The sequence below is a fragment of the Citrobacter sp. Cpo221 genome, from assembly GCF_030332345.1.
In the GTDB taxonomy this organism is placed as follows: domain Bacteria; phylum Pseudomonadota; class Gammaproteobacteria; order Enterobacterales; family Enterobacteriaceae; genus Citrobacter; species Citrobacter portucalensis.
Map to the genome: position 1 here is coordinate 161741 of NZ_JAOWIA010000052.1, position 25425 is coordinate 187165.

The following is a 25425-nucleotide window of genomic DNA, read 5'->3' on the forward strand; positions in this document are numbered from 1 at the left end:
GGTTATTCCCCCTCGTTTGCCGTGCGTCGCGAAATAAACGGGCGTTCATCATCGGTAATCACGTGCTGTTCACCGCCGCTCAGCGCAACGTGACGCAGTACGCCGCTGAATGCCAGTTCAAGATTCTCGGGGGTAAAGGTGGTTTCGGTGGGGCCACTTGCCAGCACCGTGCCCTTAATCATCACCGTGTAATCACAAAACTCAGTGACGGATCCCAAATTATGGGTAGAGACCAGCATGGTTCGACCCTCATCACGCAGTTCACGCAGCAGGTCGATGATCCGGGCCTCGGTTTTTACATCCACACCGGTAAAGGGTTCATCCAGTAAAATAACCTGTCCGTCCTGTGCGATGGCCCTTGCCAGAAAAACACGCTTTTTCTGCCCACCGGACAGTTCACCTATCTGACGATGGCGATAATCCAGCATATCAACCCGCGCCAGCGCCGCATCTACGCAGGCGTGGTCAATTTGTTTTGGTCGACGCAGCCAGCCCATATGGCCAAAGCGTCCCATCATCACCACATCTTCCACCAGTACCGGAAACGACCAGTCCACCTCTTCTGACTGGGGGACATAGGCGATCAGATTCTGTTTGAGCGCCTTATTTACCGGCTGTTGCAGAATTGAGATTTCCCCCTGCGCCAGGCGGACAAAACCCATCAGCGCTTTAAAAAGCGTTGATTTTCCTGAACCGTTTACGCCGACCAGAGCGGCAATTGAGCCGCCCGGAACCTGAAAAGTGGCGTCCCGCAATGCGGTATGACCATTGCGATACGTCACCGTAACCTGATTTACGGTAATCGCAGAGTGACTCATGGTTGGCTCTCCAGACCCTTGTTGATGCCGTTAACAATGGTTTGCGTGGTGACGCGCAGTAAATCCAGATAGGTCGGTACCGGACCGTCGGCTGCACTGAGCGAATCGACATACAGCACGCCGCCGTAATGTGCGCCAGACTCACGGGCAACCTGACGCGCAGGTTTGTCGGACACGGTGCTTTCGCTAAATACCGTTGGGATATGATGTGCTCTGATGGCATCGATAACCTTGCGTACCTGCTTGGGCGTACCTTGCTGATCGGCATTGATCGGCCACAGATACAGCTCCTTGAGATTGTTATCACGAGCTAAATAAGAGAATGCGCCTTCGCTGGTGACCAGCCAGCGTTTATCAGCAGGGAGCTTTGCCAGCTCTGTATGCAGTGGCGCCAGAGTCTGCTGGATTTTCGCTTTATAATTCTGTGCATTATTCTGGTAAGTTGCGGCATTGTCCGGATCGTATTTGATCAGCGCATCACGAATGTTATCCACGTAGATAAGCGCGTTTTCCGCTGACATCCAGGCGTGCGGGTTTGGTTTACCGTTGTACGGCCCTTCGCTGATGCCCATTGGTTGCACGCCGTTTGAGACCATCACTTCCGGTACGCCGGACAAATTTTGGTAGAAGCGGGCAAACCATAGTTCGAGGTTAAGGCCGTTGGAGAGAATAAGCTGTGCGCCTTGCGCCCGTTTAATATCGCCAGGGGTTGGTTGATATTCGTGAATTTCAGCCCCCGGTTTGGTGATAGAACTAACGTCCGCCGCGTCACCTGCCACATTGCTTGCCATATCGGCAATCACTGTAAAGGTGGTTACCACTTTGAATTTTTCTTTCGCCCAGGCGGGTGACAGCGTCAGCGCTGTTAACACGCTGGCAAGGAGAAATGACTTCAGATGGGGCAGATGCGGCATAGTATCCCTCGCAACAAAGTGGTTAATTTATCATCGAATATAGCCTTTGCTATGTTATATAGCACATGGCATAAACAAATGAAAATAATTCTTATTTGCGTAGGTTGCTAAGGAATAGACGGGGGATAATGTATTTTACGCCGGCACGATTGCCGGCGTGTTGGGGATGAATAACCCGGTGATTATGACTTTTGGAACTCAGTAACGGTTTCCCATGCTACCTGTTGTAACGCTTTGGCGGTGGCAGGGGTCATGTCCGTATCAACAGGAAGCGCGCCGCCGACCGGAGACTGGTTATACAGGGTAGCGAAGAATACACAGGCAGCGAGATACGTACCAGAAATAGAAGGGTGGACACCATCATGATAATACAGGTTGATTTCCGGATGGGTCTTGCGCGCTTTCTCGAAAGCCAGACCTACCGGAGCCACATATCCCCCCGTTTTTTGCGCAATCGAGATATAAGCGTCCGCCAGTTTTTGGCTGTCTTCGGGTTTAGCTTTCTTCGGCCAGGTCATGAAATAGACAACTTTTGCACCTGCTTTATGCGCCATTTCAGCCATTTGGGTGGCAGAGTCAATGAAGTTTTGTCGGGTACTTTCTTTCTTTGAAATTGTTTCTGTGGAGTTCCCCTGTAATACCACTACATCCCATTTCTGTAGTGTGTTCTGGTAGCGCATATTCTCAATCTGCCAGCCTAAATGACCGCTGGAAATCGTGATCCCCCGATATTTATAGCCTTTGGCATGATCAGGCAGTAAAGACTGCGTCAAATCCCGTAATCGGGTATTGATATTATTGTTATAGAACGTGAACGAGTTACCATAAAGCGCGACGATTTTATTCTCGCCATCCATTTTTGCATGTGCGGAAGGCGCTAACAACGTATCCGCGTGAGCGCAGATACTGCTCAGTGCCAGGGCCGTTGCTGTGGCAAGCAAAGTTATCTTTTTCATCGGTTATCTCTTAGAAATCATAACGAAGTCCAACGATGAGCGCATCATCATTGGTTTTTTTGTTCTTACTGGCGAATTCTTTATCGTAAGTAAATGATAACCACGTATCCTCAGCTAATGTTAATTGCGCTTCAGCACGCCAGTCTTCTTTTTCAGCGATATCTTTACCATCTTCATTTAGAAAACTATATCCGGTGAGAACCTTGACGGTGCCAAATTTGTAGGAAATAAGTGAATCCATCCCTTTATAATTATTATCACTTTTGTTATCGCGAGAAATAGAAGTACGCAATGCGGTTACCGCGACTTCATAGGCTTTATAGCTGAGTTGTAATCCTCCCATAATTTGATCGTTTTGATTACGCCCATCGGTGGTCACTACGCCATCCTGTCGTTTGTAACGACTGGCCGCGAGTGCTGGTGTAATTCTAAAATCACCAAATTTGAAAGACTTACGATAGCTGGCCATCGCGCCGTAATCCAGGGCTTCGTTATCGCTGTTGCCATTACCGGAAACCCATGCCAGCTGAATTTCATTGCCAGCAAATTTGGCGTTCCACTGAACGGTGCCATCCTGTCGGTTGAACTGGTATGAATCATCAATGGTTGTAATGCCATAGCTGTAGATATTAGGGGTGAAATTTTTGTACTTATCGGTCATTTTCATTACCTGATACAACGGGTTTTTGGTTCTCCCGGTGATCAGTTCACCCCATGTTTTATTTGACAGACCGACATAGGAATAGCGGGCCTCCATATCGCTTTCACCGGTATTGTTATCATTTTTTTCGGTACGCACCTGCCATTCCAGGCGACCCACGATTTTGGTATCTGGCAAAAGATCCAGATCTCGGGTGAGGTAAATACCTACACGACCACCCAGATCGCTTCGGCTTTCACTGCCAGCAAATGAATTCTGGCCACTCGCAATTTTACCCTCAACGCGGCCATAGATATCCAGCGTATTTCCATCCTTATTATAGACGTTTAAGGCGAACGCCGAGGAACTCATACCCATTAGTAATATTAGTGAATAGTTTTTTAGCTTCATGTCATCCCTCAAACCAGCATTAGTTTCCTGACCATAAAATAAAGTTCACAGCGGGGTGATTGTTTGTGAAAAAGGAATGACAGCGGTATGGGAATTATTTTTTCTCGTAGTGAAATGTGATTATTCACGCATAAATATCACTAATTTTATTATTGTATTAATGGTTCTTATATTTAATGCGCGTTTTTGTTGAAATATTACACCTGTTTGGAATGTAATTCGCAAATTACTGTGAAGTACATCGCATTTCTACTTGATGGAAAAAATGAAAATGGGAATATTGTATTCTCATAGCCGTTTTTGGGGTGGGAATACTATTTTCCCCTATAATCTGGAAAACAGATCCTGCAAAATTGATTAATCACATTTCGATTATGACGCATTCATTGGCCGGAGAGGCGCTGTATGTTCGGTAAGCAAACAACGGTATTTGATTCTGATCTTTATTCTTCATTGTTCACCCAGGGGCGGATGCGGGAAATATGGTCTGACGACAATCTGCTGCGGTGTTGGTTGCGGTTTGAGGCAACAGTCGCTCGCGTGCAAGGCGAGCTGGGCATTATCCCTGAGCAAGCCGCCGTCGAAATTGAAAAAACGTGCAGGGAAATACAGATAGATTGGCCGGCCCTTGCACAGGAAACACAGACGGTTGGTATGGCGATAAAACCGCTGATCGATCAGATTTCTGCTTGCGGTACACCGTTAGTAAGTCAGTTTCTGCACTGGGGATGTACAACCCAGGACCTGCTGGACTCTGGCATGGCGATGAGACTGCAACAAACGTTGCAGCTGCTGCGCGAGCAATTGCTCGATGTTGGCGAAGCGATGAAAGCGATGGCAATACGTCATACCAGAACGGTGATGGTTGCGCGCACCAATTCGGTGGATGCCTCTGCGACAACATGGGGGCTGCATGTTTGCAGTTATCTGGCAGAGATTAACCGCCATCTGATAAGACTTCAGCAGCTGTACCCGCGTGCGGTCACCGGGCTTTTTGGCGGCGCGGTAGGTAATCTGGCCTCCGTAGGCGAGCAGGGAATGGAAACGCGTGAATGGCTGATGCGAGCGCTGGGTCTGAACGTACCCTGCGGTATTAATAATGCCAGCCAGGATGCGGTTGTTGAAGTTGTGCAGTTTTTTGCCCTTGTTCACGGCACGCTATGTCGTCTGGCCAACGATGTCGAAACAATGGGACGCACGCCGATTGCTGAAGTGCTTGAGGGCGAAGGTGGTGGAGGGTCGAGCACGATGCCGCACAAAGTTAATCCGCGTGCCAGTAACATGATGCAAACACTGGCAAGGATGGGATGGATGTATGCGTCTGGCGCCCCGGCAATGCTGGATCAACAGGATGTGCGAGCCGCCTCAATGAGGGTTTTAAACTGGACAATCCTCCCGGAGGCCTCAAATGCTTTATCGACCAGCCTGACACGCGCAAAGAATCTGCTTTCGCATCTCATCATTAATGAAGAGAAGATGCGTGCTAATTTCGATTGCTCAAAGCACTTTATTATGTCGGAATCACTGACGATGAAACTTGCCGCCAAAATTGGCAGAGAGTCCGCCTATAACGTAGTGAAAAACCTGCTAAAGCATGCAACTGGAGAGCACAGCTTCATGGAGATCGTGCAGGCTAGCCCGGAAATCCGCGCATCATTGTCTGTAGAGGAAATTACCGCTGCCTGCGAGCCGCTGTCATATATCGGGGCTAACGACGCGCTAATCGCTGAAACTATAGCTGAGTTCGATCGCGTGAAAACCGCAGAGATAGCTTGATTCGTCATGTTGCCAGGAGTGAGAATACTTCTGGCGGCTGGCGGAGCTAAGTGTTGTGTGCTGATGCAGAAAACGTTTCGAAAAAGACAAATAATTCCTCCAGTTGGGCAAAATTCCCCTCGTTATCTCCTTTCTCGTAAGCCAAATGCAATATGAGTTCGATAAAAAAGAAGCCGAGTATACGGCTTTGAAAAATGGACTGTACGTCGCTGGGAAGAACAAACTGCAGATCGCAGAACTTGCCGTAAGGGTTCGCTTCTGAATTGGTAACCAGTACCACGACGGCATTCTTTTTTCTGAACCACTTTGCAATATTGAGGGCAACCCGATTAAATCGATAGTAGGAGAACACAATCAGGACATCCTCTTCCTCAATATTGATGAGACATTTGGGGAGTTCGCTGATGTCCGTCGGTAACAGGGTGATGTCACTGCGAAAGTACTTTAGCAGTGTACAAAAATGCGTTGCCATTGCATGAGATGATGACGGGCCGACGACATAAATATGACGTTGATTGTTCAGTACCAGATCGATAAACGCATTAAGGCTTTCAATATCGATATTATTTTTAAATTGATTAAATAATTCTGATACTTTATGGGTGAAATCAGTAACGATACTTTCAGTGGTAATGCTGGGATTGTTACGTAGTTTGATGTTTTTCTCAAAAGGTGCGGATATTTTATTTTTTGACAGCGTAATGTCTAATGCTTTGCGAAAAGCGGCGTAACCCGTAAACCCAATCTTATTTAAAAATCGGCCAATGGTTGCTTTGCTTACCATCACATTTTGCGAGAGGTCAACAATGCCATGATAGGGAAGTTCATTGAAGTGTTTATTAATGTACTCATTGAGTCGGCACTCAGATTCAGTTAGATCACCCATATTAAGAGTAAGTAAGTTATACTCATCCAGACTTAACGTGTTTTTTTTGTACATGGATAACACCCGATGACTATTGTATATCAACGTTGTTATATGGTAATACACTTTCGACGTCAATCATAGAATGAATATGTTGGAAACCCGCACCCAGCCTTTTCTGAGGTCTGCGACTACATTCAGATGTAGTTGCGATCTTACTCACAAAAAGAGGTGGGAAAACACCTTTCCCGTATTTTACAACCACACAACCCATTACAATTAAATCTCAATATTTGAGTATGTAATACGATAGATTTACGTACATATTATAGCTGCTTATATATGGGGGTGATTTTTTACTATCCTATATAAGCTATGATGATATGACAGGTAACCCTACCCGATTTGTATGGCATAGGAATTGTTATTATGACTGCGTTTATTATAGCAATAGTGATAACAGTTATTGCTGCATGGTTAATTGTGAAAAATTATCAGCCGCAAACTGTTTTATTACTCGCAGGACTGGCATTATTGACCATTACCGTACTGTTTTATCCTGAAAACAGCATTCTCTACGATAAAGCAAAATCCACGGGGTCAACCTGGTTGGATATCTTTAGCTTTGCAAAAGAATCGCTCACCACACAAATTGCAGGTATTGGTCTTATCATCATGGCTGCGGGTGGATTTGCCAGCTATATGGATCACATTAAAGCGTCGAATGCGATGGTCAATATGTGCATTCGACCGCTGCAGGTGATTAAAGCGCCTTACCTGATCCTTGCGCTGGGGTATATCTGCGCACAGCTTCTGCATGTGGCAATTTCAAGTGCGGCGGGGCTGGCGATGTTGCTGTTGGTGACATTCTTCCCGGTTCTGGTTCGTCTGGGGGTCAGTAAAGCCTCTGCGGCCGCGATGATTGGTCTGTGCGCGTTTATGGATCTAGGGCCCGCGGTAGGTACTGCGAATCTGGCGGCTAAACATGCTGGCATGGAAAGCGCGATCTACTTTGCGCATTACCAGATGCCGGTGGCGGTGGTGGTGATGCTGGCCGTTGCGGTGGTGATTTACTTTACCGCGAAGTATTTCGACAAAAAAGATGGCTTCGTACCGGGAGCGCAAAGCGTGGCGCAAGCGGAAGAAGAAGGCCGAAAGGTACCCGCTATTTACGCGCTGTTACCCGTCCTGCCTGTCGTACTGGTGCTGGTCTTTAGCCCTTTGGTTATCAAGTCCATCAAAATAGACGTGGTCACGGCGATGATCCTTGGCGCTGTCGTCGCATTTTTCTTTGAACTGGTGGCTACCCGAGATTTCAAAAGCTGTTGCAAAGGAATACAGGTCTTTTTCAAAGGGATGGGCAGCATGTTTACCAGCATCGTTTCCTTGCTGGTGTGTGCGGATATCTATGCCCAGGGGCTGCAGAAAATTGGCGCGGTGGACTACCTGTTACAGTCAGTGCAAAACGCAGGACTGGGCTTTACCAGTATGACGCTGGTGATGACCGCGCTGGTGGGCGTCACCGCCGTCCTGACAGGCTCTGGTGTTGCCGCCTTTTTCTCCTTCTCCGGCCTGGCCCCCTCCATTGCGGCAAAATTTGGTGAGAGCGCCGTTAATATGATCCTGCCTATGCAGTTAATGGCGGGAATGGGGCGCTCAATGTCTCCGGTGGCTGGAATCATTATTGCGGTGAGTAAAGCAGGAGAATGTTCGCCGTTTATGATCGTCAGAAGAACGCTGCTTCCAGCGCTGGCCGGTATCGCGGCGATGCTGGTTGCCAACTATGTCCTGATTTGAATCCCGGGAGCCTGCTAATGCAGGCTCTTATTTTTTATCTGGTTGTAATTTATGGATGGCAACGTGACAAACGATGTTTTATACGTCCCGTTTACGGGGAAGTTACTGCTTGAATCTCCGTTATTAAACAAGGGAAGCAGCTTCACGCAGCAAGAAAGGCATGACTTTAACCTGAGTGGGCTACTGCCTTGTGCCATTGAGAATATTGATGAACAAGCCGAACGGGCGTATCAACAATATCTTGAGGCTGAATCCCACAACGCTCGACATATTTACCTGCGTAATATCCAGGATACTAACGAAACGTTATTTTATTACCTGTTGAAAAAGCATCTTCCAGAGATGCTACCCATCGTTTATACCCCGGTAGTCGGGGCCGCCTGTGAAAAATTCTCGTGGATATATCGTCGTGCACGCGGTGTCTTTATCTCCTGGCCCGATCGCGATCGTATTGACGATATTTTGCATGATATTCCACGGCACGATATCAAGGTCATCGTCGTCACCGATGGTGAGCGCATTCTGGGGCTAGGTGACCAGGGCGTTGGCGGTATGGGGATTCCTATCGGGAAACTGTCGCTCTATACCGTCTGTGGCGGGGTAAATCCGGCGAATACGCTACCTATTCTACTGGATGTCGGTACGAACAATACGCGACTGCTTGACGATCCGCGCTATATCGGCTGGCGACATCCGCGCATAACTGGTGAAGACTACTTCGCATTTATTGGAATGTTTATCGCAGCCGTAAAACGGCGCTGGCCTAACGTTCTGCTGCAGTTTGAAGATTTTGCCCAGCATACTGCGGTGCCGCTGCTGGACCGTTATCGCGATGAGATGTGCTGTTTTAACGATGACATTCAGGGCACGGCGTCGGTGGCTCTGGCGACTCTGGTTGCGGCCTGCCGAGGCAGCGGTCGTGACTTCCGTCAGCAATCAATCGTAATTGTGGGGGCGGGTGCTGCAGGATGTGGGATCGCCCGGCATATTATTGCCTGCCGCATCAGTGAAGGAATGAGCGAGGCCGAAGCCAGACGGACCATTTTTATGGTGGATCGCGACGGTCTGGTGATGACCACCAATAATGCCTTAGCTGATTTCCAGCAACCGCTGGCGCAGTCTCCCGAGGCTGTATCTGACTGGCAGTATGAGGGGCTGGCACCGTCGCTACTGGAGGTTATCCACAATGCCAAACCCACGGTGATGCTGGGTGTGTCGGGTCAGGCTGGATTGTTCTCGCAGGAGGTCATTAGCACGATGTACCAATACTGCGGCCGCCCGATCGTTATGCCGTTGTCGAATCCCACTTCGAGAATGGAAGCGCGACCAGAAGATATCATTCGCTGGACCGAGGGAAAGGCCATTATCGCGACCGGTAGTCCCTGCGGTGTGATTGAATTTAATGGACGCTCCATTCCGGTGGCGCAGTGTAATAACGTGTATGTTTTCCCGGCCATCGGTCTGGGGGCTATCGCCAGCGGTGCGACACGCGTAACAGAGGCTATGCTGATGGCGGCAAGCCGTGCGCTGGCCGATGCTTCCCCGTTGGTGCGTAACGGGGAAGGTGCTCTGTTGCCGGAGATTGGGACAATCTGCGAGGTGACCCGCAGCATTGCCTTTGAGGTCGGTAAGGCGGCACAGCAGTCGGGCGTGGCAGAGAAGATGAGCGACGACGCGCTGTTGCAAAGCATCAAAGATAACTTTTGGTTACCACACTACCGTCCTTATAAACGTAGGGCAATTTAGCCGCTGTGACGAGTAAGCGGTACTCGGGTCTTGGTTGCCTTCATGATTAAGGTGTATTATTTATGCAACTTAACTATGGAGGCATCATGTCCGGCAAACGCATTGCACGTGAAAAAATGACGATCCAGAGAATGATTTCGCTCTACGAGAGCCAGTGCCCGCAGGCTTCAGACGAACCGGGGCATTATGATGCGTTGTTTGCCTATGCGCAAAAGCGCCTCGACAAGTGCGTATTTGGTGAGGAAAAACCAGCCTGCAAACAGTGTCCGGTACACTGTTATCAGCCTGCTAAACGCGAAGAGATGAAGCAAATTATGCGTTGGGCTGGACCTAGAATGCTCTGGCGTCACCCGATCCTGACCGTGCGTCATTTGATTGATGACAAACGTCCGGTGCCGGAATTACCTGAGAAATATCAGCGCAAGAAGTAATCTGGTAATTTTGTGCCGGATGGCGGCGATGCCTTATCCGGCCTACAAGAGCAAGTGCATTGTCGCGTAGGCCCGATAAGCGTAGCGCCATCGGGCATTAACTATCCGGTACCGAATGGCGATTACGCTTTGGTGGCAATCAGAATAGCTGAGGCTTTGATCAGCGCAACAACGCGGCTTCCCTGGCTCAGTTTCATCTCTTGCTGACTTTCGTTGGTGACGACAGCAACAATTTCAAAGCCTGCGTCGGTTTTGATATGTACCGTGGCGTTGACTGCGCCTTCGGTGACCTGGGAAACACTGCCAGCAAACTGGTTGCGGGCAGAGAACTTCAGACCGCAGTCTTCAGTTGCCAGCGTCACCCATGGCGCTTTAATCAGGGCAATAGCTTCTTTCCCTTTCGCCAGACCCAGCGCCTGCTGGCTGCTATGGGTTACAATCGCGACCAGTTTCGCGCCGCCATCCAGCGTCAGTTCAACTTCATCATTCACTGCGCCTGTAGCGACTGCGCTCACCGTACCGGTTAATTGATTACGTGCTGATACCGCCATACTGCCTCCTTTCGTTGAGATATCACCCAGTATAGCCGCACTGGCTAAACCAGTGCATCCTTATCAATACCCAATCGCTTCATGCGTGAGAGTAACGTGGTACGTTTCAGCCCCAGCCTTTGTGCCGCGCCTTTGGGACCGGCAACCACACCGTTGGTTTCTTTCAGTACGCGCATAATCAACTGGTATTCATCTTCACCGTCCTGTGCAACTTCGGTTGCCACCGGAGGCGTAGACGGCGTCAAAGGGGCAATATCCGGAAGGGACAGTTGCAGTACGTTGCCCCGGGTAAGCAGAACCGCACGTTCCACTACGTTTTCCAGCTCACGCACGTTACCCGGCCATTCCATACAGCTCAGCGTGCGCAGAGCCTCGGCGGGAATACTGTCGATATTGCGTCCCATCCGACGAGCAATTTTAAAGGTGAAGGCTTTTACCAGCAGCGGAATATCTTCCGGGCGCTCACGCAGCGGCGGCAGATGGATCGGGAAGACGTTCAGTCGGTAATACAGATCGTTACGAAATTCGCGATCGGCAACCATCTTCTTCAGATCGCGGTTGGTCGCGGCGATCAAGCGCACGTCGGTCTGGATCAGCTTATTACTGCCCAGGCGTTCAAATTCCTGCTCTTGCAGAACCCGCAGTAGCTTAGGTTGAAGCTCCAGCGGCATATCGCCAACTTCATCGAGGAACAGCGAACTTTTATCTGCCAGCTCGAAACGACCAATCCGCTGCGTGCTGGCACCGGTAAACGCACCACGCTCGTGACCAAACAGATCGCTTTCCAGTAATCCGGCAGGCATTGCCGCGCAGTTCATCTTCACCATCCGACGGGCGTTACGTCCGCTCAGGTTGTGAATGGCTCGTGCGATCAGCTCTTTACCCGTTCCGGTCTCACCCAGAATCAAGACGGTGCTGTCGCTTTGCGCCACCATTTCGACCTGCTTGAGTACGCTGTACATCGCTTCGCTGCGACCAATGATTTCGCCGAACTCACTCTCTACGTTGTTGAGTTGTTCAGTCAACGCCAGGTTTTCATCGACCAGACGTTCCTTCAGGCGGTGGATCTCCTGATAGGCGAGGGCGTTATCCACGGCAATTGCCACACGCTCGGCAATCTGGCGCAATAGCTTGAGGTTGGCGGTAGTGAAAACTTTCTCTTCGCACTGTGCCAGTTTGAGTACGCCGAGCATAGTATTGCCGGACATCAGCGGTAGCAGACACAGGGTTTGTAGCTGGTTGCCCCAGGTTTCGAACAGCATCCGTTCGTAAGGGGCAAGGATGTCACGTTCGCTCAGGTTAATCAGCAGCATCTCTTTGCTTTTGAAGACCCGTTCAGAGAGCGTTCCCGCTTCGTCCACTTCACTCTGTTCGTGTGCCGGATGATGTTCATCCAGATAGTGAGTGGAATAGATACTGAGTTTATTTTTGCGATCGCTGCGTAACACGATGCTGATGGCATCGATGTCGAAGTAGTGGTGGATCTCTTTGGCGACTTCGCTGACCAGCTCATCAATATCCAGTCGGGAGAGCACGGCATTGGTGATGGCGACCAGGATGCGAAAGTTGTCACGCTCACGACACAGCAGATCGTAATCGACGTTGTTGCTGACTCTGCTTTGAATTTGTTCAGCAACGACGCCGACTATCTGAGTGAAGGTCTGTAGACGGTTATATTCTTTTTCACTCCACGGACGGTCTTCGTTACGGATGAATTCGCAACCGCCAAAGATGCGCCCATCTGCCGCCAGCGGCAGCAGGCAGTAGTGGCCAAATTCAGAATACAGTCCACCTGAAGCCAATTGTGGCCATGTTTCCGTAAACTCATGATAGTTGCAGTGCAACGCATCAGGGCGAGACAAAATACGGCGTACCGGACCATGTGCCAGCACCGTTTCGTCTTCATAATCGATGGGTTTACCATTTTCACGCGTTGCAAAATAACGCGCACGTTGCGTTTGTGCCTGCCATAAGACAATAGCCGCGCAGTCGGCCAGTGCTGAACGCTTGACCAGCTGCGAAAGCGCCTCGCTAAGAGACGGGAGATCGGGCTGCTGTAATAATGTACGAGTAATATCGAACAGGCCTTGCTGTCCGAGGTCACTCATCGGTGTATACGACATATTGCTTTTCCAGGGAAAGCACCGCAGAACGGTGCGAAAACGGTAAATGAATTATAGGTATAAGTCGTAAATTATTGCCGGATGGCCTGCCACTGAACTGGCCAGGATATACAATCCGTTGGCCCGATCAGCAAAGCGGTATCAGGCATAATGCAGCATTAACGCCGGATGTTGACGCTAATGCGTCTTATCCGGCCTACAGCATGCTGCCAACCGGCTGCTAGCATATACGAGGTAATGGTTCGGCGTGTGGTAAATCGAGGGTTCGTTTCACGCCGTAGAGTCCGGCAAGACGAACACCTTTGCGTTCGACCACTTCACCAATCATTGCAGCATCGCACCCTAACGGATGCGCGCGCAGCGCGGCAAGTACGGTTTCAGCGGCCTGGCGTTCAACGGCAATCACCAGTTTGCCTTCGTTAGCAAAGTTGAGCGCATCCAGACCCAGCAGCTCGCAAACGCCACGCACCGCAGGCTTCACGGGCAGGGCAGCTTCAGACAGCTCAATACCAAATCCGCATGCAGCGGCAAATTCATGCGTGACCGCATTCACGCCGCCACGGGTGGCGTCACGTAGCGCCTTCACGCCAGGAATATCACGCAGCGTCTGGATAAGCGGCGTTAATACCGCGCAATCGCTGACCAGTTCGCCATCCAGACCTAGCTGTTCACGTAGGTTAAGGATAGTTGCGCCGTGATCGCCAAGAGAGCCACTTACCAGCAGCACATCACCCACGCTGAGAGTCTGTGCACCCCAGTGAATGTTGGCGGGAATTGCCCCCATTCCGGCAGTGTTAATGAACAGCTTGTCTGCTGCACCACGCTGCACGACTTTGGTATCGCCAGTCACGATGGAGATACCTGCTTCGCGCGCGGTTGCTGCCATGCTGTTAACAACGGTTTTCAGTGTCTCCATCGGCAGGCCCTCTTCGAGGATAAAACCGCAGGAGAGGTAGCGTGGAATAGCTCCGCTGACCGCCACGTCGTTAGCCGTACCGCAGATGGCCAGCTTGCCGATATTGCCGCCGGGGAAGAACAATGGATCGATAACGTAGCTGTCAGTTGAAAACGCCAGACGGTCGCCTTCTGCCACCAGTTGTGCCAGTTCCAGACGCGCTTGATCTTCTTGTTCCGCCAGCCACGGATTCGCGAAAGCCTCCATAAACAGACTGTTGATCAACTGCTGCATAGCCTGACCGCCGCTACCGTGGGCGAGTTGTACGCTGTTCATGCTTCACACTCCTGCTGACGATACTGATACCAGGCGGCACATGCGCCTTCTGAGGAGACCATCAGGGCGCCAAACGCGGTCTCCGGGTTACACGTTTTGCCAAATAACGGGCACTGATGTGGTTTACATCTGCCCGTCAGCACTTCCCCACAACGCGCGCGCGGATCGTCATACACCTGCTGCGGCGCTGGCTGGAAATGTGCTTCGGCATCAAAGCGCTGATAGTCCGGCGTCAGGTGAACGCCAGAGGATTCGATAACGCCCAGACCGCGCCATTCGCTGTCACCATTGACGCAGAACACCTCGGCAATGGCCTGTTGCGCTAACGCGTTACCGGCATCCGGTACCACGCGGCGGTACTGGTTTTCTACTTGGCTTTGGGCTGCAATTTTCTGCTCAATTAACATCACTACGCCTTGCAGGAGATCAAGCGGTTCGAAACCGGCGACCACCAGCGGGCGATGGAAATCTGAAGCAATGAAGTTGTAGGCGTCGGTGCCAATCACCATGCTGACGTGGCCCGGTGCTAAAAAGGCGTCGATACCGTTGTCCGGCTGTTCCAGCAGGCTACGCAGCGTAGGGATAAGCGTGATGTGCTGGCAGAAAAAATAAAAGTTCTGCACGTCACGCTGCTTTGCCTGTTGCAGGGTGATAGCGGTCGTTGGCATTGTGGTTTCAAAACCCAGGCCAAAGAACACCACTTTACGCGTTGGGTTTTCCTGCGCCAGCTTCAGTGCATCCATCGGTGAATAGACAATACGGATATCCGCACCGCGCGCCTTGGCTTGCAGCAGAGAGCCTTGCTTACCCGGGACGCGCATAGCGTCGCCAAAGGTGCAGAAAATCACTTCTGGATGTCTGGCAATTTCTACACAGCTGTCGATTCTGCCCATCGGCAGAACGCAAACCGGGCAACCCGGACCATGAATAAACTCCACGTTTTCCGGTAACAACTGGTCGAGCCCGAATTTGAAGATAGCGTGGGTATGACCACCACAAACTTCCATGATTCGCAGCGGGCGTTCAGCCGTGTAGGAGAGGTGGGCGGCACGTTCACACAGGTGCTCTATCAACTGCATCACCTGTTCTGGTGCGCGGTATTCGTCAACAAAACGCATTTATTTTTCCTCGCCGTACAGCAACGCGCCGACATCCGGCTCAACGTCAAACATGTTTTGCAGCGCGTCGAGCGTATCGCGCGCTTCAGCTTCATTAATGATGCTCATGGCAAAACCGACGTGGACCAGCACCCACTGGCCGAGGCGCGGTTGGCCATGTTCATCACAGCTACCGACCAGCGTCAGGTCAACGTCGCGCTGAATACCGCAAACGTCGACTTTGGCCTGGTTGCCATCAATGGTGCGGATTTGACCCGGAACACCTATGCACATCGCTGCGTCTCCAGCCAGGAGAGCCATTGATCCATCCCTTCACCACTGGTGGCGGAAATTAGGATAATCTCAATCCCCGGGTTCACTTCCCGGGCGCTGGCGATGCATTTTTCAACGTCAAAATTGAGGTACGGCAGTAGATCCACTTTGTTGAGCAGCATCAGCGATGCGGCGGCAAACATATGCGGGTATTTCAGCGGTTTGTCTTCACCTTCGGTTACTGAAAGCACGGCCACTTTATGGCGCTCGCCGAGGTCGAAGCTGGCCGGGCAGACCAGGTTGCCGACGTTTTCAATGAACAGAATACCGTTATCGTCAAGCGGCAAACGCGGCGCGGCGTCAGCAATCATTTGTGCGTCAAGGTGGCAACCTTTACCGGTGTTGACCTGAATGGCGGGTGTGCCAGTGGCGCGAATACGGGCGGCATCGTTCACCGTCTGCTGGTCACCTTCAATAACGGCGCACGGCACGCTATCTTTCAGCTTCATCAGCGTTTCGGTCAGCAGGGTGGTTTTACCAGAGCCCGGGCTTGAAACAAGGTTCAGTACCAGATGCTGACGGGCCGCAAAGCGGGCACGGTTGCGCTCGGCGAGGCGGTTGTTTTTGTCCAGTACGTCAATTTCCACTTCCAGCATACGGCGTTGGCTCATACCTGGTGCGTGGGTTCCTGCCTCACCGTGACCGTAGTGCAAATCGCCTTCTTCGGTCTGGCTCGGTGTGAAATTTGAGGTCTTCACACCGGTAATATTCAGCGCCGGACGAGCCGCTGGGGCAAATGGCGCGCTGCGAAACGCCGAGTGGGGATTATGCTCATCACCCTCTATATACAGGTTGCCTTCAGCGCAACCACATGTCGTACACATCGCTCACTCCTGATCTTTTTACTTGCGATACATCTGTTGCCGGATGGCTGCGTTGCCTTATCCGGCCTACAAACGAGCTCTTTCTGTAGGCTGGATAAGACGCTTAGGCGTCGCCATCCGGCGCTGGAGTTTCATCTATTTCAATACGTCGAATCTGTAAGCCGTCATCGGCCACAATTCTCAGCATATCGCTGTTGCATTGCGGACATCGGCGCACGCGTTGCGTCAGTAACGTGACGTATTGCTGACAAGATTCGCACCAACATTCGGCTTCTTGTTCTTCGAGGTGGAGTTTACAACCTTCTGCAAGGGTCCCGCGGCATACCAGATCAAAACAAAAGGAGAGAGCGCTGGTTTCTACGCAAGAAAATGCGCCAATTTTGAGCCAGACCCCAGTTACTCGCTGAGCACCGTGTTGCGTGGCCTGTTGTTCAATCAATTCCAGTGCCCGTTGGCAGAGGGTTATTTCGTGCATACCGCCTCCTGTGAAGTTGCCGTATTAAAAGCAATAAGCATGCCAGGTTGATTTTTTTCATTTGTGACAATGACGACGATGACGAAATGACATGTCGTCACCCGCCTTTGATTTTTTATCTATATGAAAATTAAGTGATTTAATTTTGGCATGAAATGTGCTTAAGGCTGTTCATCTCTGCTAAACGGGTAACCTGACATGACTATTTGGGAAATAAGCGAAAAAGCCGATTACATCGCTGAACGGCATCGTCGCCTACAGGACCAGTGGCGTATTTACTGCAACTCGCTGGTTCAGGGGATCACCCTGTCAAAAGCGCGTTTGCATCATGCGATGAGCTGCGCGCCGGACAAGGATCTCTGCTTCGTCCTTTTTGAACACTTCACTATCTACGTCACGCTGGCGGACGGCTTTAACAGCCATACCATCGAATACTACGTCGAAACGAAAGACGGTGATGATAAACAGCTGATTGCACAGGCAGAATTGACTATCGACGGTAAGGTCGATGAGCGTATTAGCAACCGCGATCGCGAGCAGGTGCTGGATCACTATCTCGAAAAAATCGCCACCGTCTACGACAGCCTGTACACCGCGGTTGAGAACAATATGCCGGTGAATTTAAGCCAGCTGGTTGAGGGACATAGCCCGGCTTAAGCCTCGGGTGCTGCCCACTTTGTCATGATGCGGTTTACAGACTGCGTCACGACGTTTTAGGGAATGGGCATGTCGAAAAATGTCGAAATGACATTTGATAGACATGTTTTCGTCAAAAATGACTATCACCTGAGGAATGCCTGGTGAATCGTTTTGTAATTGCTGACTCCACTCTTTGTATTGGCTGCCACACCTGTGAAGCCGCCTGCTCAGAGACACATCGCCAGCATGGCCTGCAGTCAATGCCGCGCCTGAAAGTGATGTTAAATGAAAAAGAATCCGCGCCGCAGCTTTGCCACCAGTGTGAAGATGCACCTTGCGCCACCGTGTGTCCGGTTAATGCCATTAACCGTGTTGACGGTGCCGTACAGCTGAATGAAAGCCTGTGCGTAAGCTGCAAACTGTGCGGGATCGCTTGTCCGTTTGGCGCGATAGAGTTTTCCGGTAGCCGTCCGCTACACATTCCGGCTAATGCCAATACGCCAAAAGCCCCCCCGGCTCCGCCAGCACCTGCTCGCGTGAGTTCGCTGTTGGACTGGGTTCCCGGCATTCGTGCCATCGCGGTGAAATGCGATCTGTGTAGTTTTGACGAGCAAGGTCCGGCCTGCGTGCGCATGTGTCCGACCAAAGCCCTGCATCTGGTGAGCAACATGGATATCGCCCGCGCCAGCAAACGTAAGCGTGAGCTGACTTTCAATACCGATTTCGGCGATCTCACCTTGTTTCAGCAGGCTCAGAGTGGGGATGCAAAATGAGCGCAATTTCACTGATTAACAGCGGCGTAGCCTGGTTTACAGCGGCTGCGGTTCTGGCATTTCTGTTTTCATTTCATAAATCGCTGAGCGGCTGGATTGCTGGAGTTGGCGGTGCGGTCGGCAGCCTGTGTACGGCAGCCGCGGGTTTTACCGTTCTGACTAATGCGCTGGCGGTGAGCGGCGTGATGCCGTTTATTGGTCACAGTCTGCAAATTACTCCGCTGAATGCTATCTGGCTGATTACGCTGGGCCTGTGCGGCCTGTTTGTCAGCCTGTACAACATTGACTGGCATCGTCATCCGCAGGTGAAAGCTAACGGCCTGCTGGTGAATCTGCTGATGGCCGCGGCGGTATGTGCGGTGGTTGCCAGCAACCTCGGTACGCTGGTGGTGATGGCGGAAATCATGGCGCTGTGTGCCGTGTTCCTTACCGGATGCAGTAAAGAAGGCAAACTGTGGTTTGCACTGGGGCGTATTGGTACGCTACTGCTGGCGGTCGCCTGCTACCTGGTGTGGCAACGTTACGGCACTCTGGAGCTGCGTCTTCTTGACCTGCGCACCCAGGAGCTGCCGCTCGGGTCTGACATCTGGCTGCTGGGCGTGGCTGGTTTTGGCCTGCTGGCCGGCATTATTCCGCTGCACGGTTGGGTGCCACAGGCACACGCCAATGCCAGCGCACCGGCTGCGGCGCTGTTCTCTACCGTCGTCATGAAGGTTGGTCTGCTGGGTATTCTCTCCCTGTCGTTGCTGGGCGGTAACGCGCCGCTGTGGTGGGGGATTACGCTGCTGGTGCTGGGCATGATCACCGCGTTTGTTGGCGGTCTGTATGCGCTGATGGAGCACAACATCCAGCGTCTGCTGGCGTACCACACGCTGGAAAACATCGGCATTATTCTGCTGGGTCTGGGTGCTGGCGTGACCGGAATTTCCCTGAATCAACCGGCGCTGATTGCGCTGGGTTTGACCGGCGGTCTGTATCATCTGGTTAACCACAGCCTGTTCAAAAGCGTTCTGTTCCTGGGTGCTGGTAGTATCTGGTTCCGTACCGGTCATCGTGATATCGAAAAACTGGGCGGTATCGGTAAACGTATGCCGGTTATCTCGCTGGCGATGCTGGTTGGTCTGATGGCGATGGCCGCGCTGCCGCCGCTGAACGGTTTTGCCGGTGAGTGGGTTATCTACCAATCCTTCTTTAAGCTCGGCAATAGCGGCGCATTTGTCGGTAGCCTGTTAGGACCGTTGCTGGCGGTAGGGCTGGCAATTACCGGCGCGCTGGCGGTGATGTGTATGGCGAAAGTCTATGGCGTTACGTTCCTTGGCGCTCCGCGCACGAAGGAAGCTGAAAATGCCTGCTGCGCGCCAATCCTGATGGGGGTGAGCGTCGTCGCGCTGGCTATCTGCTGCGTGATTGGCGGCGTTGCGGCACCGTGGCTGCTGCCGATGATCTCCTCTGCCGTTCCGCTGCCGTTGGAAACCGCGAACACCACCGTTTCTCAGCCAATGATCACGCTGCTGCTGATCGCGTGTCCGCTGCTGCCGTTCATCATCATGGCCATTTTCAAAGGCAACCGTCTGCCGTCGCGTTCACGCGGTGCGGCGTGGGTGTGTGGTTACGATCACGAGCAGTCAATGGTGATTACCGCGCACGGTTTTGCCATGCCGGTGAAAGAAGCCTTTGCCCCGGTACTCAAACTGCGTAAATGGCTGAACCCGGTATCACTGGTTCCGGGCTGGCAGAATGCGGCTGCACCGGTGCTGTTCCGTCGCCTGGCGCTGATTGAGCTGGCGGTGCTGGTGGTGATTGTGGTTTCACGAGGAGCCTGAGAATGAGTGTTTTATATCCGTTAATTCAGGCGCTGGTGCTGTTTGCCGTTGCGCCGCTGCTGTCCGGTGTTACCCGCGTGGCGCGTGCGCGTTTGCACAATCGCCGCGGTCCGGGCGTTTTGCAGGAATACCGCGACATTATCAAACTGCTGGGCCGTCAGAGCATTGCGCCTGCGGATTCCAGCTGGGTTTTCCGCCTGACGCCGTTTGTGATGGTGGGCGTGATGCTGACTATCGCCACTGCGTTGCCGGTAGTGACCGTTGGCTCGCCGCTGCCACAACTGGGCGATCTGATCACCTTAATTTACCTGTTCGCCATCGCCCGTTTCTTCTTCTCTATCGCGGGACTGGATACCGGTAGCCCGTTTACCGCCATTGGCGCCAGCCGTGAAGCGATGCTCGGCGTGCTGGTTGAACCTATTTTGCTGCTGGGACTGTGGGTAGCGGCACAGGTTGCGGGTTCAACCCATATCAGCAATATCGCCGATACCATTTACCACTGGCCTGCTGCGCGCAGCATCCCGCTGATTCTGGCACTGTGCGCCTGTGCTTTCGCCACCTTTATCGAAATGGGCAAACTGCCGTTCGATCTGGCGGAAGCAGAGCAGGAGTTGCAGGAAGGTCCATTGACTGAATACAGCGGCAGCGGTTTTGCCGTGCTGAAATGGGGCATTAGCCTCAAACAGCTGGTCGTTCTGCAAATGTTCGTTGGCGTGTTCCTGCCGTGGGGACAGATGGAAACCTTCACCGCCGGTGGGCTGCTGCTGGCGCTGGTGATTGCCGTCGTCAAGCTGGTCCTCGGCGTGCTGGTCATCGCCCTGTTCGAAAACAGCATGGCGCGTCTGCGTTTTTGCGCCACTTCACGCGTGACCTGGGCCGGTTTTGGGTTTGCGTTTTTAGCGTTCGTCTCCTTGCTGGTGGCGTGATTTAAGAGAGTTTGAGCATGTCTGAAGAAAAATTAGGTCAACAATATCTCGCTGCGCTGCACCAGGCCTTTCCGGGCGTGGTGCTGGATGAAGCCTGGCAGACCAAAGATCAGCTGACGATCACCGTCAAGGTGAACTACCTGCCGGAAGTGGTTGAGTTCCTGTACTACAAACAGGGCGGCTGGTTATCCGTGCTGTTTGGTAACGACGAACGTCAGCTGTGCGGTCATTACGCCGTTTATTACGTGATGTCGATGGAGCAAGGCACCAAGTGCTGGATAACCGTCCGCGTTGAAGTCGATGCCAATAAACTGGAGTTCCCGTCCGTCACGCCGCGCGTTCCAGCAGCGGTCTGGGGCGAGCGTGAAGTGCGCGACATGTACGGTTTGATCCCGGTTGGTTTACCGGATGAGCGCCGTCTGGTGTTACCGGATGACTGGCCGGATGAACTCTATCCGCTGCGTAAAGACAGTATGGATTATCGTCAGCGCCCGGCGCCGACTACCGATGCTGAAACCTACGAGTTCATCAACGAACTGGGCGACAAGAAAAACAACGTGGTGCCGATTGGTCCGTTGCACGTCACCTCCGATGAACCCGGTCACTTCCGCCTGTTCGTTGACGGCGAGAACATTATCGACGCCGATTACCGTCTGTTCTATGTCCACCGCGGCATGGAGAAACTGGCGGAAACCCGTATGGGTTATAACGAAGTGACGTTCCTGTCGGATCGCGTGTGCGGCATCTGCGGCTTTGCGCATAGCACCGCTTATACCACCTCCGTTGAGAATGCGATGGGCATCGTGGTGCCGGAACGTGCGCAGATGATACGCGCCATTCTGCTGGAAGTTGAGCGTCTGCACTCGCACCTGCTCAACCTCGGCCTGGCCTGTCACTTCACCGGTTTTGACTCCGGCTTTATGCAGTTCTTCCGCGTGCGTGAAACGTCGATGAAGATGGCGGAGATCCTCACTGGGGCACGTAAAACCTACGGTTTGAACCTGATCGGCGGTATTCGTCGTGACCTGCTGAAAGAAGATATGATCCAGACCCGTCAACTGGCGCAGCAGATGCGTCGTGACGTGCAGGAACTGGTCGATATGCTGCTCAGCACGCCGAACATGGAACAGCGTACGGTTGGTATTGGTCGTCTGGATCCGGAAATTGCCCGTGACTTCAGTAACGTCGGCCCGATGGTTCGCGCCAGCGGCCACGCACGTGACACCCGCGCCGATCACCCGTTTGTCGGTTATGGTCTGCTGCCGATGGAAGTGCACAGCGAGCAGGGCTGCGACGTTATTTCTCGCCTGAAAGTCCGTATCAATGAAGTCTACACCGCGCTGAATATGATCGACTTTGGTCTGGATAACCTGCCGGGCGGCCCGCTGATGGTGGAAGGCTTTACCTATATTCCTCACCGTTTCGCACTGGGCTTTGCTGAAGCGCCGCGTGGAGATGACATCCACTGGAGCATGACCGGCGACAACCAGAAACTGTATCGCTGGCGCTGCCGTGCGGCGACTTACGCCAACTGGCCGACGCTGCGCTACATGCTGCGTGGCAATACCGTTTCCGATGCCCCGCTGATTATCGGTAGCCTCGATCCTTGCTACTCCTGTACTGACCGTATGACTGTGGTTGATGTGCGTAAGAAGAAGAGCAAAGTCGTGCCGTACAAAGAACTTGAGCGCTACAGCATCGAGCGTAAAAACTCGCCGCTGAAATAAGGAATCGCCATGTTTACCTTTATCAAAAAAGTCATCAAAACCGGGGCGCCGACGTCGTCGTATCCGCTGGAGCCGATTGCGGTCGATAAAAACTTCCGTGGCAAACCGGAACATAATCCGCAGCAGTGCATCGGCTGTGCGGCCTGTGTGAATGCGTGCCCGTCGAACGCGCTGACGGTAGAAACCGATCTGGTCACCAATGAGCTGGCGTGGCAGTTCAACCTTGGGCGCTGCATTTTCTGCGCCCGCTGCGAAGAAGTCTGCCCGACAGCGGCAATCAAGCTGTCGCAGGAGTATGAGCTGGCGGTGTGGAAGAAAGATGATTTCCTGCAGCAGTCTCGTTTTGGGCTGTGCAATTGCCGCGTATGTAACCGTCCGTTTGCGGTGCAAAAAGAGATTGATTACGCCATTGCGCTGCTTAAGCACAACGGTGATACCCGCGCGGAAAACCACCGTGAAAGCTTTGAGACCTGCCCGGACTGTAAGCGCCAGAAATGCCTGGTGCCGTCTGACCGTATTGAACTGACTCGCCATATGAAAGAGGCCAGCTGATGAGCAATTTATTAGGCCCACGTGACGCCAACGGTATTCCGGTACCGATGACGGTGGATGAATCCATTGCCAGCATGAAAGCATCGCTGCTGAAAAGCATTAAGCGTTCAGCGTATGTTTACCGCGTGGACTGCGGCGGCTGCAACGGTTGCGAAATCGAAATCTTTGCCACGCTTTCTCCGCTGTTTGATGCCGAACGTTTTGGCATCAAAGTCGTACCGTCACCGCGCCATGCGGATATTCTGCTGTTTACCGGCGCGGTAACTCGTGCCATGCGCTCTCCGGCGCTGCGTGCCTGGCAGTCTGCGCCAGATCCGAAAATTTGTATCTCTTACGGTGCCTGCGGTAACAGCGGCGGTATCTTCCACGACTTATACTGCGTATGGGGCGGCACGGACAAAATCGTACCGGTGGACGTGTATATTCCTGGCTGTCCGCCGACGCCTGCGGCAACGCTGTACGGTTTTGCCATGGCGCTGGGTCTGCTGGAGCAAAAAATTCACGCGCGTGCGCCGGGTGAACTGGACGAACAGCCGGCGGAAATTCTGCATCCGGACATGGTTCAGCCGCTGCGCGTGAAAGTGGATCGCGAGGCTCGCCGTCTGGCGGGATACCGCTATGGTCGCCAGATTGCTGATGACTATATGACGCAGTTAGGGCAGGGCGAGCATCAGGTGGCGCGCTGGCTGGAAGCGGAAAACGATCCGCGTCTGACCGAGATCGTCACGCATCTTAATCATGTTGTCGAAGAGGCGCGTATCCGATGAGTGAAACGGTGGTGTTCAGTCAACTGAGCCGTAAGTTTATTGATGAGAACGATGCGACGCCCGCTGAGGCGCAGCAGGTTGTCTATTACAGCCTGGCGATTGGTCACCACCTTGGGATCATCGATTGCCTGGAAGCGGCGTTAACTTGTCCATGGGACGAATATCTGGCATGGATTGCTACCCTTGCTGAGGGAAGCGAAGCCCGCCGGAAAATGGAAGGCGTGCCGAAATACGGCGAGATCGTTATCGATTTCAACCATGTGCAAATGCTGGCGCGCGCGTTCGATGATGCGCGTGCCGTGCAGACCCCGCAGCAGCAGGAGTGGAGCAAGCTGATGCTTAGCATGCTGCACGACATACACCAGGAAAGCGCCATCTATCTGATGGTGAGGAGACACCGTGACTGACGTTTTATTATGTGTGGGTAACAGCATGATGGGCGATGACGGCGCGGGCCCGCTGCTGGCTGAAATGTGTGCTGCAAATCCTCAAGGCAACTGGGTTGTCATCGACGGCGGTAGCGCGCCGGAGAACGATATTGTCGCCATCCGCGAGCTGCGCCCGCAACGTTTGTTGATTGTTGATGCCACCGATATGGGGCTGAACCCAGGCGAAATCCGCATTATTGATCCCGATGATATTGCCGAGATGTTCATGATGACAACCCACAACATGCCGCTGAACTACCTGGTCGATCAGCTGAAAGACGATATTGGTGAGGTGATTTTCCTCGGCATTCAACCGGACATCGTCGGTTTTTACTACCCGATGACACAGCCGATCAAAGATGCGGTTGATACCGTCTATCAGCGATTAGCCGGTTGGGAAGGACACGGTGGATTCTCCGAGCTGGAAGCGCCAGAAGAGTAAGCTGTATCAGTGCCGGATGTGAACGACATCCGGCCTGTTTCCCCTGCGTTCCTCGTCATTCAATTGCCTGCTCAATAATTAATTTCCCCTGCATCACTGATACATTCACTGCCGTACCGGTCGGAAATCCAGCTTGTTCCAGCCAGTCGCCGTTCAGCGTGAGCGAGGCGTGGCGACTGATTCGTCGCGTGTAACCCGTTTTTGGATCTTCATGGCGTTTTCTGACATAGCTGACTTTCAAGCGACGTACCGGTTTGGTGATTACCTCTGCTGATTTGCCCTTTTTATCAAACATGCACGCTTCCTTGTGGTGAACGGCCAGGATTAAAAACTACTGAATAAAATGCCAGTAAAAAAGGA

The 25425-nt window shown here is 52.4% G+C and carries 26 protein-coding genes; 13 read left to right on the forward strand and 13 right to left on the reverse strand.

What is annotated here, in order from left to right; all coding sequences use genetic code 11:
• Positions 1-2: 2 nt before the first annotated feature.
• The 4 genes from sitB to OGY72_RS12655 form a co-directional block, all read right to left on the reverse strand.
• Positions 3-818 (reverse strand): iron/manganese ABC transporter ATP-binding protein SitB, encoded by an 816-nt coding sequence (gene sitB / locus OGY72_RS12640; RefSeq protein ID WP_003825870.1) that lies wholly within the window; start codon positions 816-818, stop codon positions 3-5.
• On the reverse strand, positions 815-1732 hold the full coding sequence (locus OGY72_RS12645; protein WP_125112827.1) for a metal ABC transporter substrate-binding protein: 918 nt from the start codon (positions 1730-1732) through the stop codon (positions 815-817). The genes sitB and OGY72_RS12645 overlap by 4 nt, the downstream gene beginning before the upstream one ends.
• Before the next feature lie 182 nt (positions 1733-1914).
• Entirely contained in the window at positions 1915-2688 is a 774-nt protein-coding gene (locus OGY72_RS12650; RefSeq protein WP_126317493.1) for an SGNH/GDSL hydrolase family protein, read from the reverse strand.
• A gap of 10 nt (positions 2689-2698) precedes the next feature.
• Complete coding sequence (locus OGY72_RS12655; protein ID WP_148361552.1) at positions 2699-3739, reverse strand: porin; 1041 nt, start codon at positions 3737-3739, stop codon at positions 2699-2701.
• 405 nt (positions 3740-4144) lie between these two features.
• On the opposite strand from OGY72_RS12655, the gene OGY72_RS12660 reads away from it, so the two are divergent.
• Positions 4145-5515 carry a class-II fumarase/aspartase family protein gene (locus tag OGY72_RS12660; protein WP_286547826.1) on the forward strand — a complete coding sequence of 457 codons (1371 nt, stop codon included), beginning with the start codon at positions 4145-4147 and terminating at the stop codon, positions 5513-5515.
• 46 nt (positions 5516-5561) lie between these two features.
• On the opposite strand, the gene OGY72_RS12665 is transcribed toward OGY72_RS12660, so the two are convergent.
• Positions 5562-6455: a MurR/RpiR family transcriptional regulator gene (locus OGY72_RS12665; RefSeq protein ID WP_286547827.1), complete on the reverse strand. Its 894-nt coding sequence runs from the start codon at positions 6453-6455 to the stop codon at positions 5562-5564.
• A 354-nt stretch (positions 6456-6809) separates the two neighbouring features.
• Between OGY72_RS12665 and dcuC the strand changes: the two genes are divergently transcribed.
• The 3 genes from dcuC to OGY72_RS12680 all read left to right on the forward strand — a co-directional run bounded on the left by dcuC (position 6810) and on the right by OGY72_RS12680 (position 10354).
• On the forward strand, positions 6810-8177 hold the full coding sequence (gene dcuC / locus OGY72_RS12670) for a C4-dicarboxylate transporter DcuC (RefSeq protein ID WP_003825883.1): 1368 nt from the start codon (positions 6810-6812) through the stop codon (positions 8175-8177).
• Positions 8178-8228: 51 nt separating this feature from the next.
• Entirely contained in the window at positions 8229-9923 is a 1695-nt protein-coding gene (locus OGY72_RS12675) for an NAD-dependent malic enzyme (protein ID WP_148361554.1), read from the forward strand.
• Between the two features lie 86 nt (positions 9924-10009).
• Entirely contained in the window at positions 10010-10354 is a 345-nt protein-coding gene (locus OGY72_RS12680) for a nitrous oxide-stimulated promoter family protein (protein ID WP_003825888.1), read from the forward strand.
• Positions 10355-10476: 122 nt separating this feature from the next.
• On the opposite strand, the gene OGY72_RS12685 is transcribed toward OGY72_RS12680, so the two are convergent.
• From OGY72_RS12685 to hypA, 7 genes are all read right to left on the reverse strand, one after another.
• Entirely contained in the window at positions 10477-10905 is a 429-nt protein-coding gene (locus OGY72_RS12685) for a TOBE domain-containing protein (protein ID WP_148361555.1), read from the reverse strand.
• A 44-nt stretch (positions 10906-10949) separates the two neighbouring features.
• The gene (flhA, locus tag OGY72_RS12690) at positions 10950-13028 is read right to left on the reverse strand and encodes a formate hydrogenlyase transcriptional activator FlhA (protein WP_032944751.1); all 2079 of its coding nucleotides are present in this window, start codon (positions 13026-13028) and stop codon (positions 10950-10952) included.
• 220 nt (positions 13029-13248) lie between these two features.
• Complete coding sequence (hypE, locus tag OGY72_RS12695) at positions 13249-14259, reverse strand: hydrogenase maturation carbamoyl dehydratase HypE (RefSeq protein WP_286547828.1); 1011 nt, start codon at positions 14257-14259, stop codon at positions 13249-13251.
• On the reverse strand, positions 14256-15377 hold the full coding sequence (gene hypD / locus OGY72_RS12700) for a hydrogenase formation protein HypD (protein WP_286547829.1): 1122 nt from the start codon (positions 15375-15377) through the stop codon (positions 14256-14258). Before hypD ends, hypE begins: the two co-directional genes overlap by 4 nt.
• Entirely contained in the window at positions 15378-15650 is a 273-nt protein-coding gene (hypC, locus tag OGY72_RS12705) for a hydrogenase 3 maturation protein HypC (RefSeq protein ID WP_003037411.1), read from the reverse strand.
• Complete coding sequence (gene hypB, locus OGY72_RS12710; protein ID WP_003037409.1) at positions 15641-16513, reverse strand: hydrogenase nickel incorporation protein HypB; 873 nt, start codon at positions 16511-16513, stop codon at positions 15641-15643. Before hypB ends, hypC begins: the two co-directional genes overlap by 10 nt.
• A gap of 103 nt (positions 16514-16616) precedes the next feature.
• Positions 16617-16988 (reverse strand): hydrogenase maturation nickel metallochaperone HypA, encoded by a 372-nt coding sequence (gene hypA / locus OGY72_RS12715; RefSeq protein WP_003825904.1) that lies wholly within the window; start codon positions 16986-16988, stop codon positions 16617-16619.
• Between the two features lie 198 nt (positions 16989-17186).
• Between hypA and hycA the strand changes: the two genes are divergently transcribed.
• The 9 genes from hycA to hycI all read left to right on the forward strand — a co-directional run bounded on the left by hycA (position 17187) and on the right by hycI (position 25065).
• Positions 17187-17645, forward strand: coding sequence for a formate hydrogenlyase regulator HycA (gene hycA / locus OGY72_RS12720; protein WP_003825906.1), 459 nt, complete (start codon positions 17187-17189; stop codon positions 17643-17645).
• Positions 17646-17788: 143 nt separating this feature from the next.
• Positions 17789-18400 (forward strand): formate hydrogenlyase subunit HycB, encoded by a 612-nt coding sequence (gene hycB / locus OGY72_RS12725; RefSeq protein WP_137376250.1) that lies wholly within the window; start codon positions 17789-17791, stop codon positions 18398-18400.
• Positions 18397-20223: a formate hydrogenlyase subunit 3 gene (gene hycC / locus OGY72_RS12730; protein WP_003825912.1), complete on the forward strand. Its 1827-nt coding sequence runs from the start codon at positions 18397-18399 to the stop codon at positions 20221-20223. Before hycB ends, hycC begins: the two co-directional genes overlap by 4 nt.
• A 2-nt stretch (positions 20224-20225) precedes the next feature.
• Positions 20226-21149 (forward strand): respiratory chain complex I subunit 1 family protein, encoded by a 924-nt coding sequence (locus tag OGY72_RS12735; protein ID WP_003825914.1) that lies wholly within the window; start codon positions 20226-20228, stop codon positions 21147-21149.
• Positions 21150-21166: 17 nt separating this feature from the next.
• Positions 21167-22876, forward strand: a complete 1710-nt coding sequence (gene hycE, locus OGY72_RS12740) for a formate hydrogenlyase subunit HycE (RefSeq protein WP_003037393.1) — start codon at positions 21167-21169, stop codon at positions 22874-22876.
• Positions 22877-22885: 9 nt separating this feature from the next.
• Positions 22886-23428 (forward strand): formate hydrogenlyase complex iron-sulfur subunit, encoded by a 543-nt coding sequence (locus OGY72_RS12745; RefSeq protein WP_003825918.1) that lies wholly within the window; start codon positions 22886-22888, stop codon positions 23426-23428.
• A complete protein-coding gene (hycG, locus tag OGY72_RS12750; RefSeq protein WP_003037388.1) occupies positions 23428-24195 on the forward strand; it encodes a formate hydrogenlyase subunit HycG in 768 nt (255 codons plus the stop codon). Before OGY72_RS12745 ends, hycG begins: the two co-directional genes overlap by 1 nt.
• Positions 24192-24602 (forward strand): formate hydrogenlyase maturation HycH family protein, encoded by a 411-nt coding sequence (locus OGY72_RS12755; RefSeq protein WP_003037385.1) that lies wholly within the window; start codon positions 24192-24194, stop codon positions 24600-24602. Before hycG ends, OGY72_RS12755 begins: the two co-directional genes overlap by 4 nt.
• Positions 24595-25065 (forward strand): hydrogenase maturation peptidase HycI, encoded by a 471-nt coding sequence (gene hycI / locus OGY72_RS12760; RefSeq protein ID WP_149384677.1) that lies wholly within the window; start codon positions 24595-24597, stop codon positions 25063-25065. Before OGY72_RS12755 ends, hycI begins: the two co-directional genes overlap by 8 nt.
• Before the next feature lie 55 nt (positions 25066-25120).
• Here the strand turns inward: hycI and OGY72_RS12765 are convergent, their stop codons facing one another.
• Positions 25121-25360, reverse strand: a complete 240-nt coding sequence (locus OGY72_RS12765; protein WP_003037379.1) for a SymE family type I addiction module toxin — start codon at positions 25358-25360, stop codon at positions 25121-25123.
• Positions 25361-25425 lie beyond the last annotated feature (65 nt).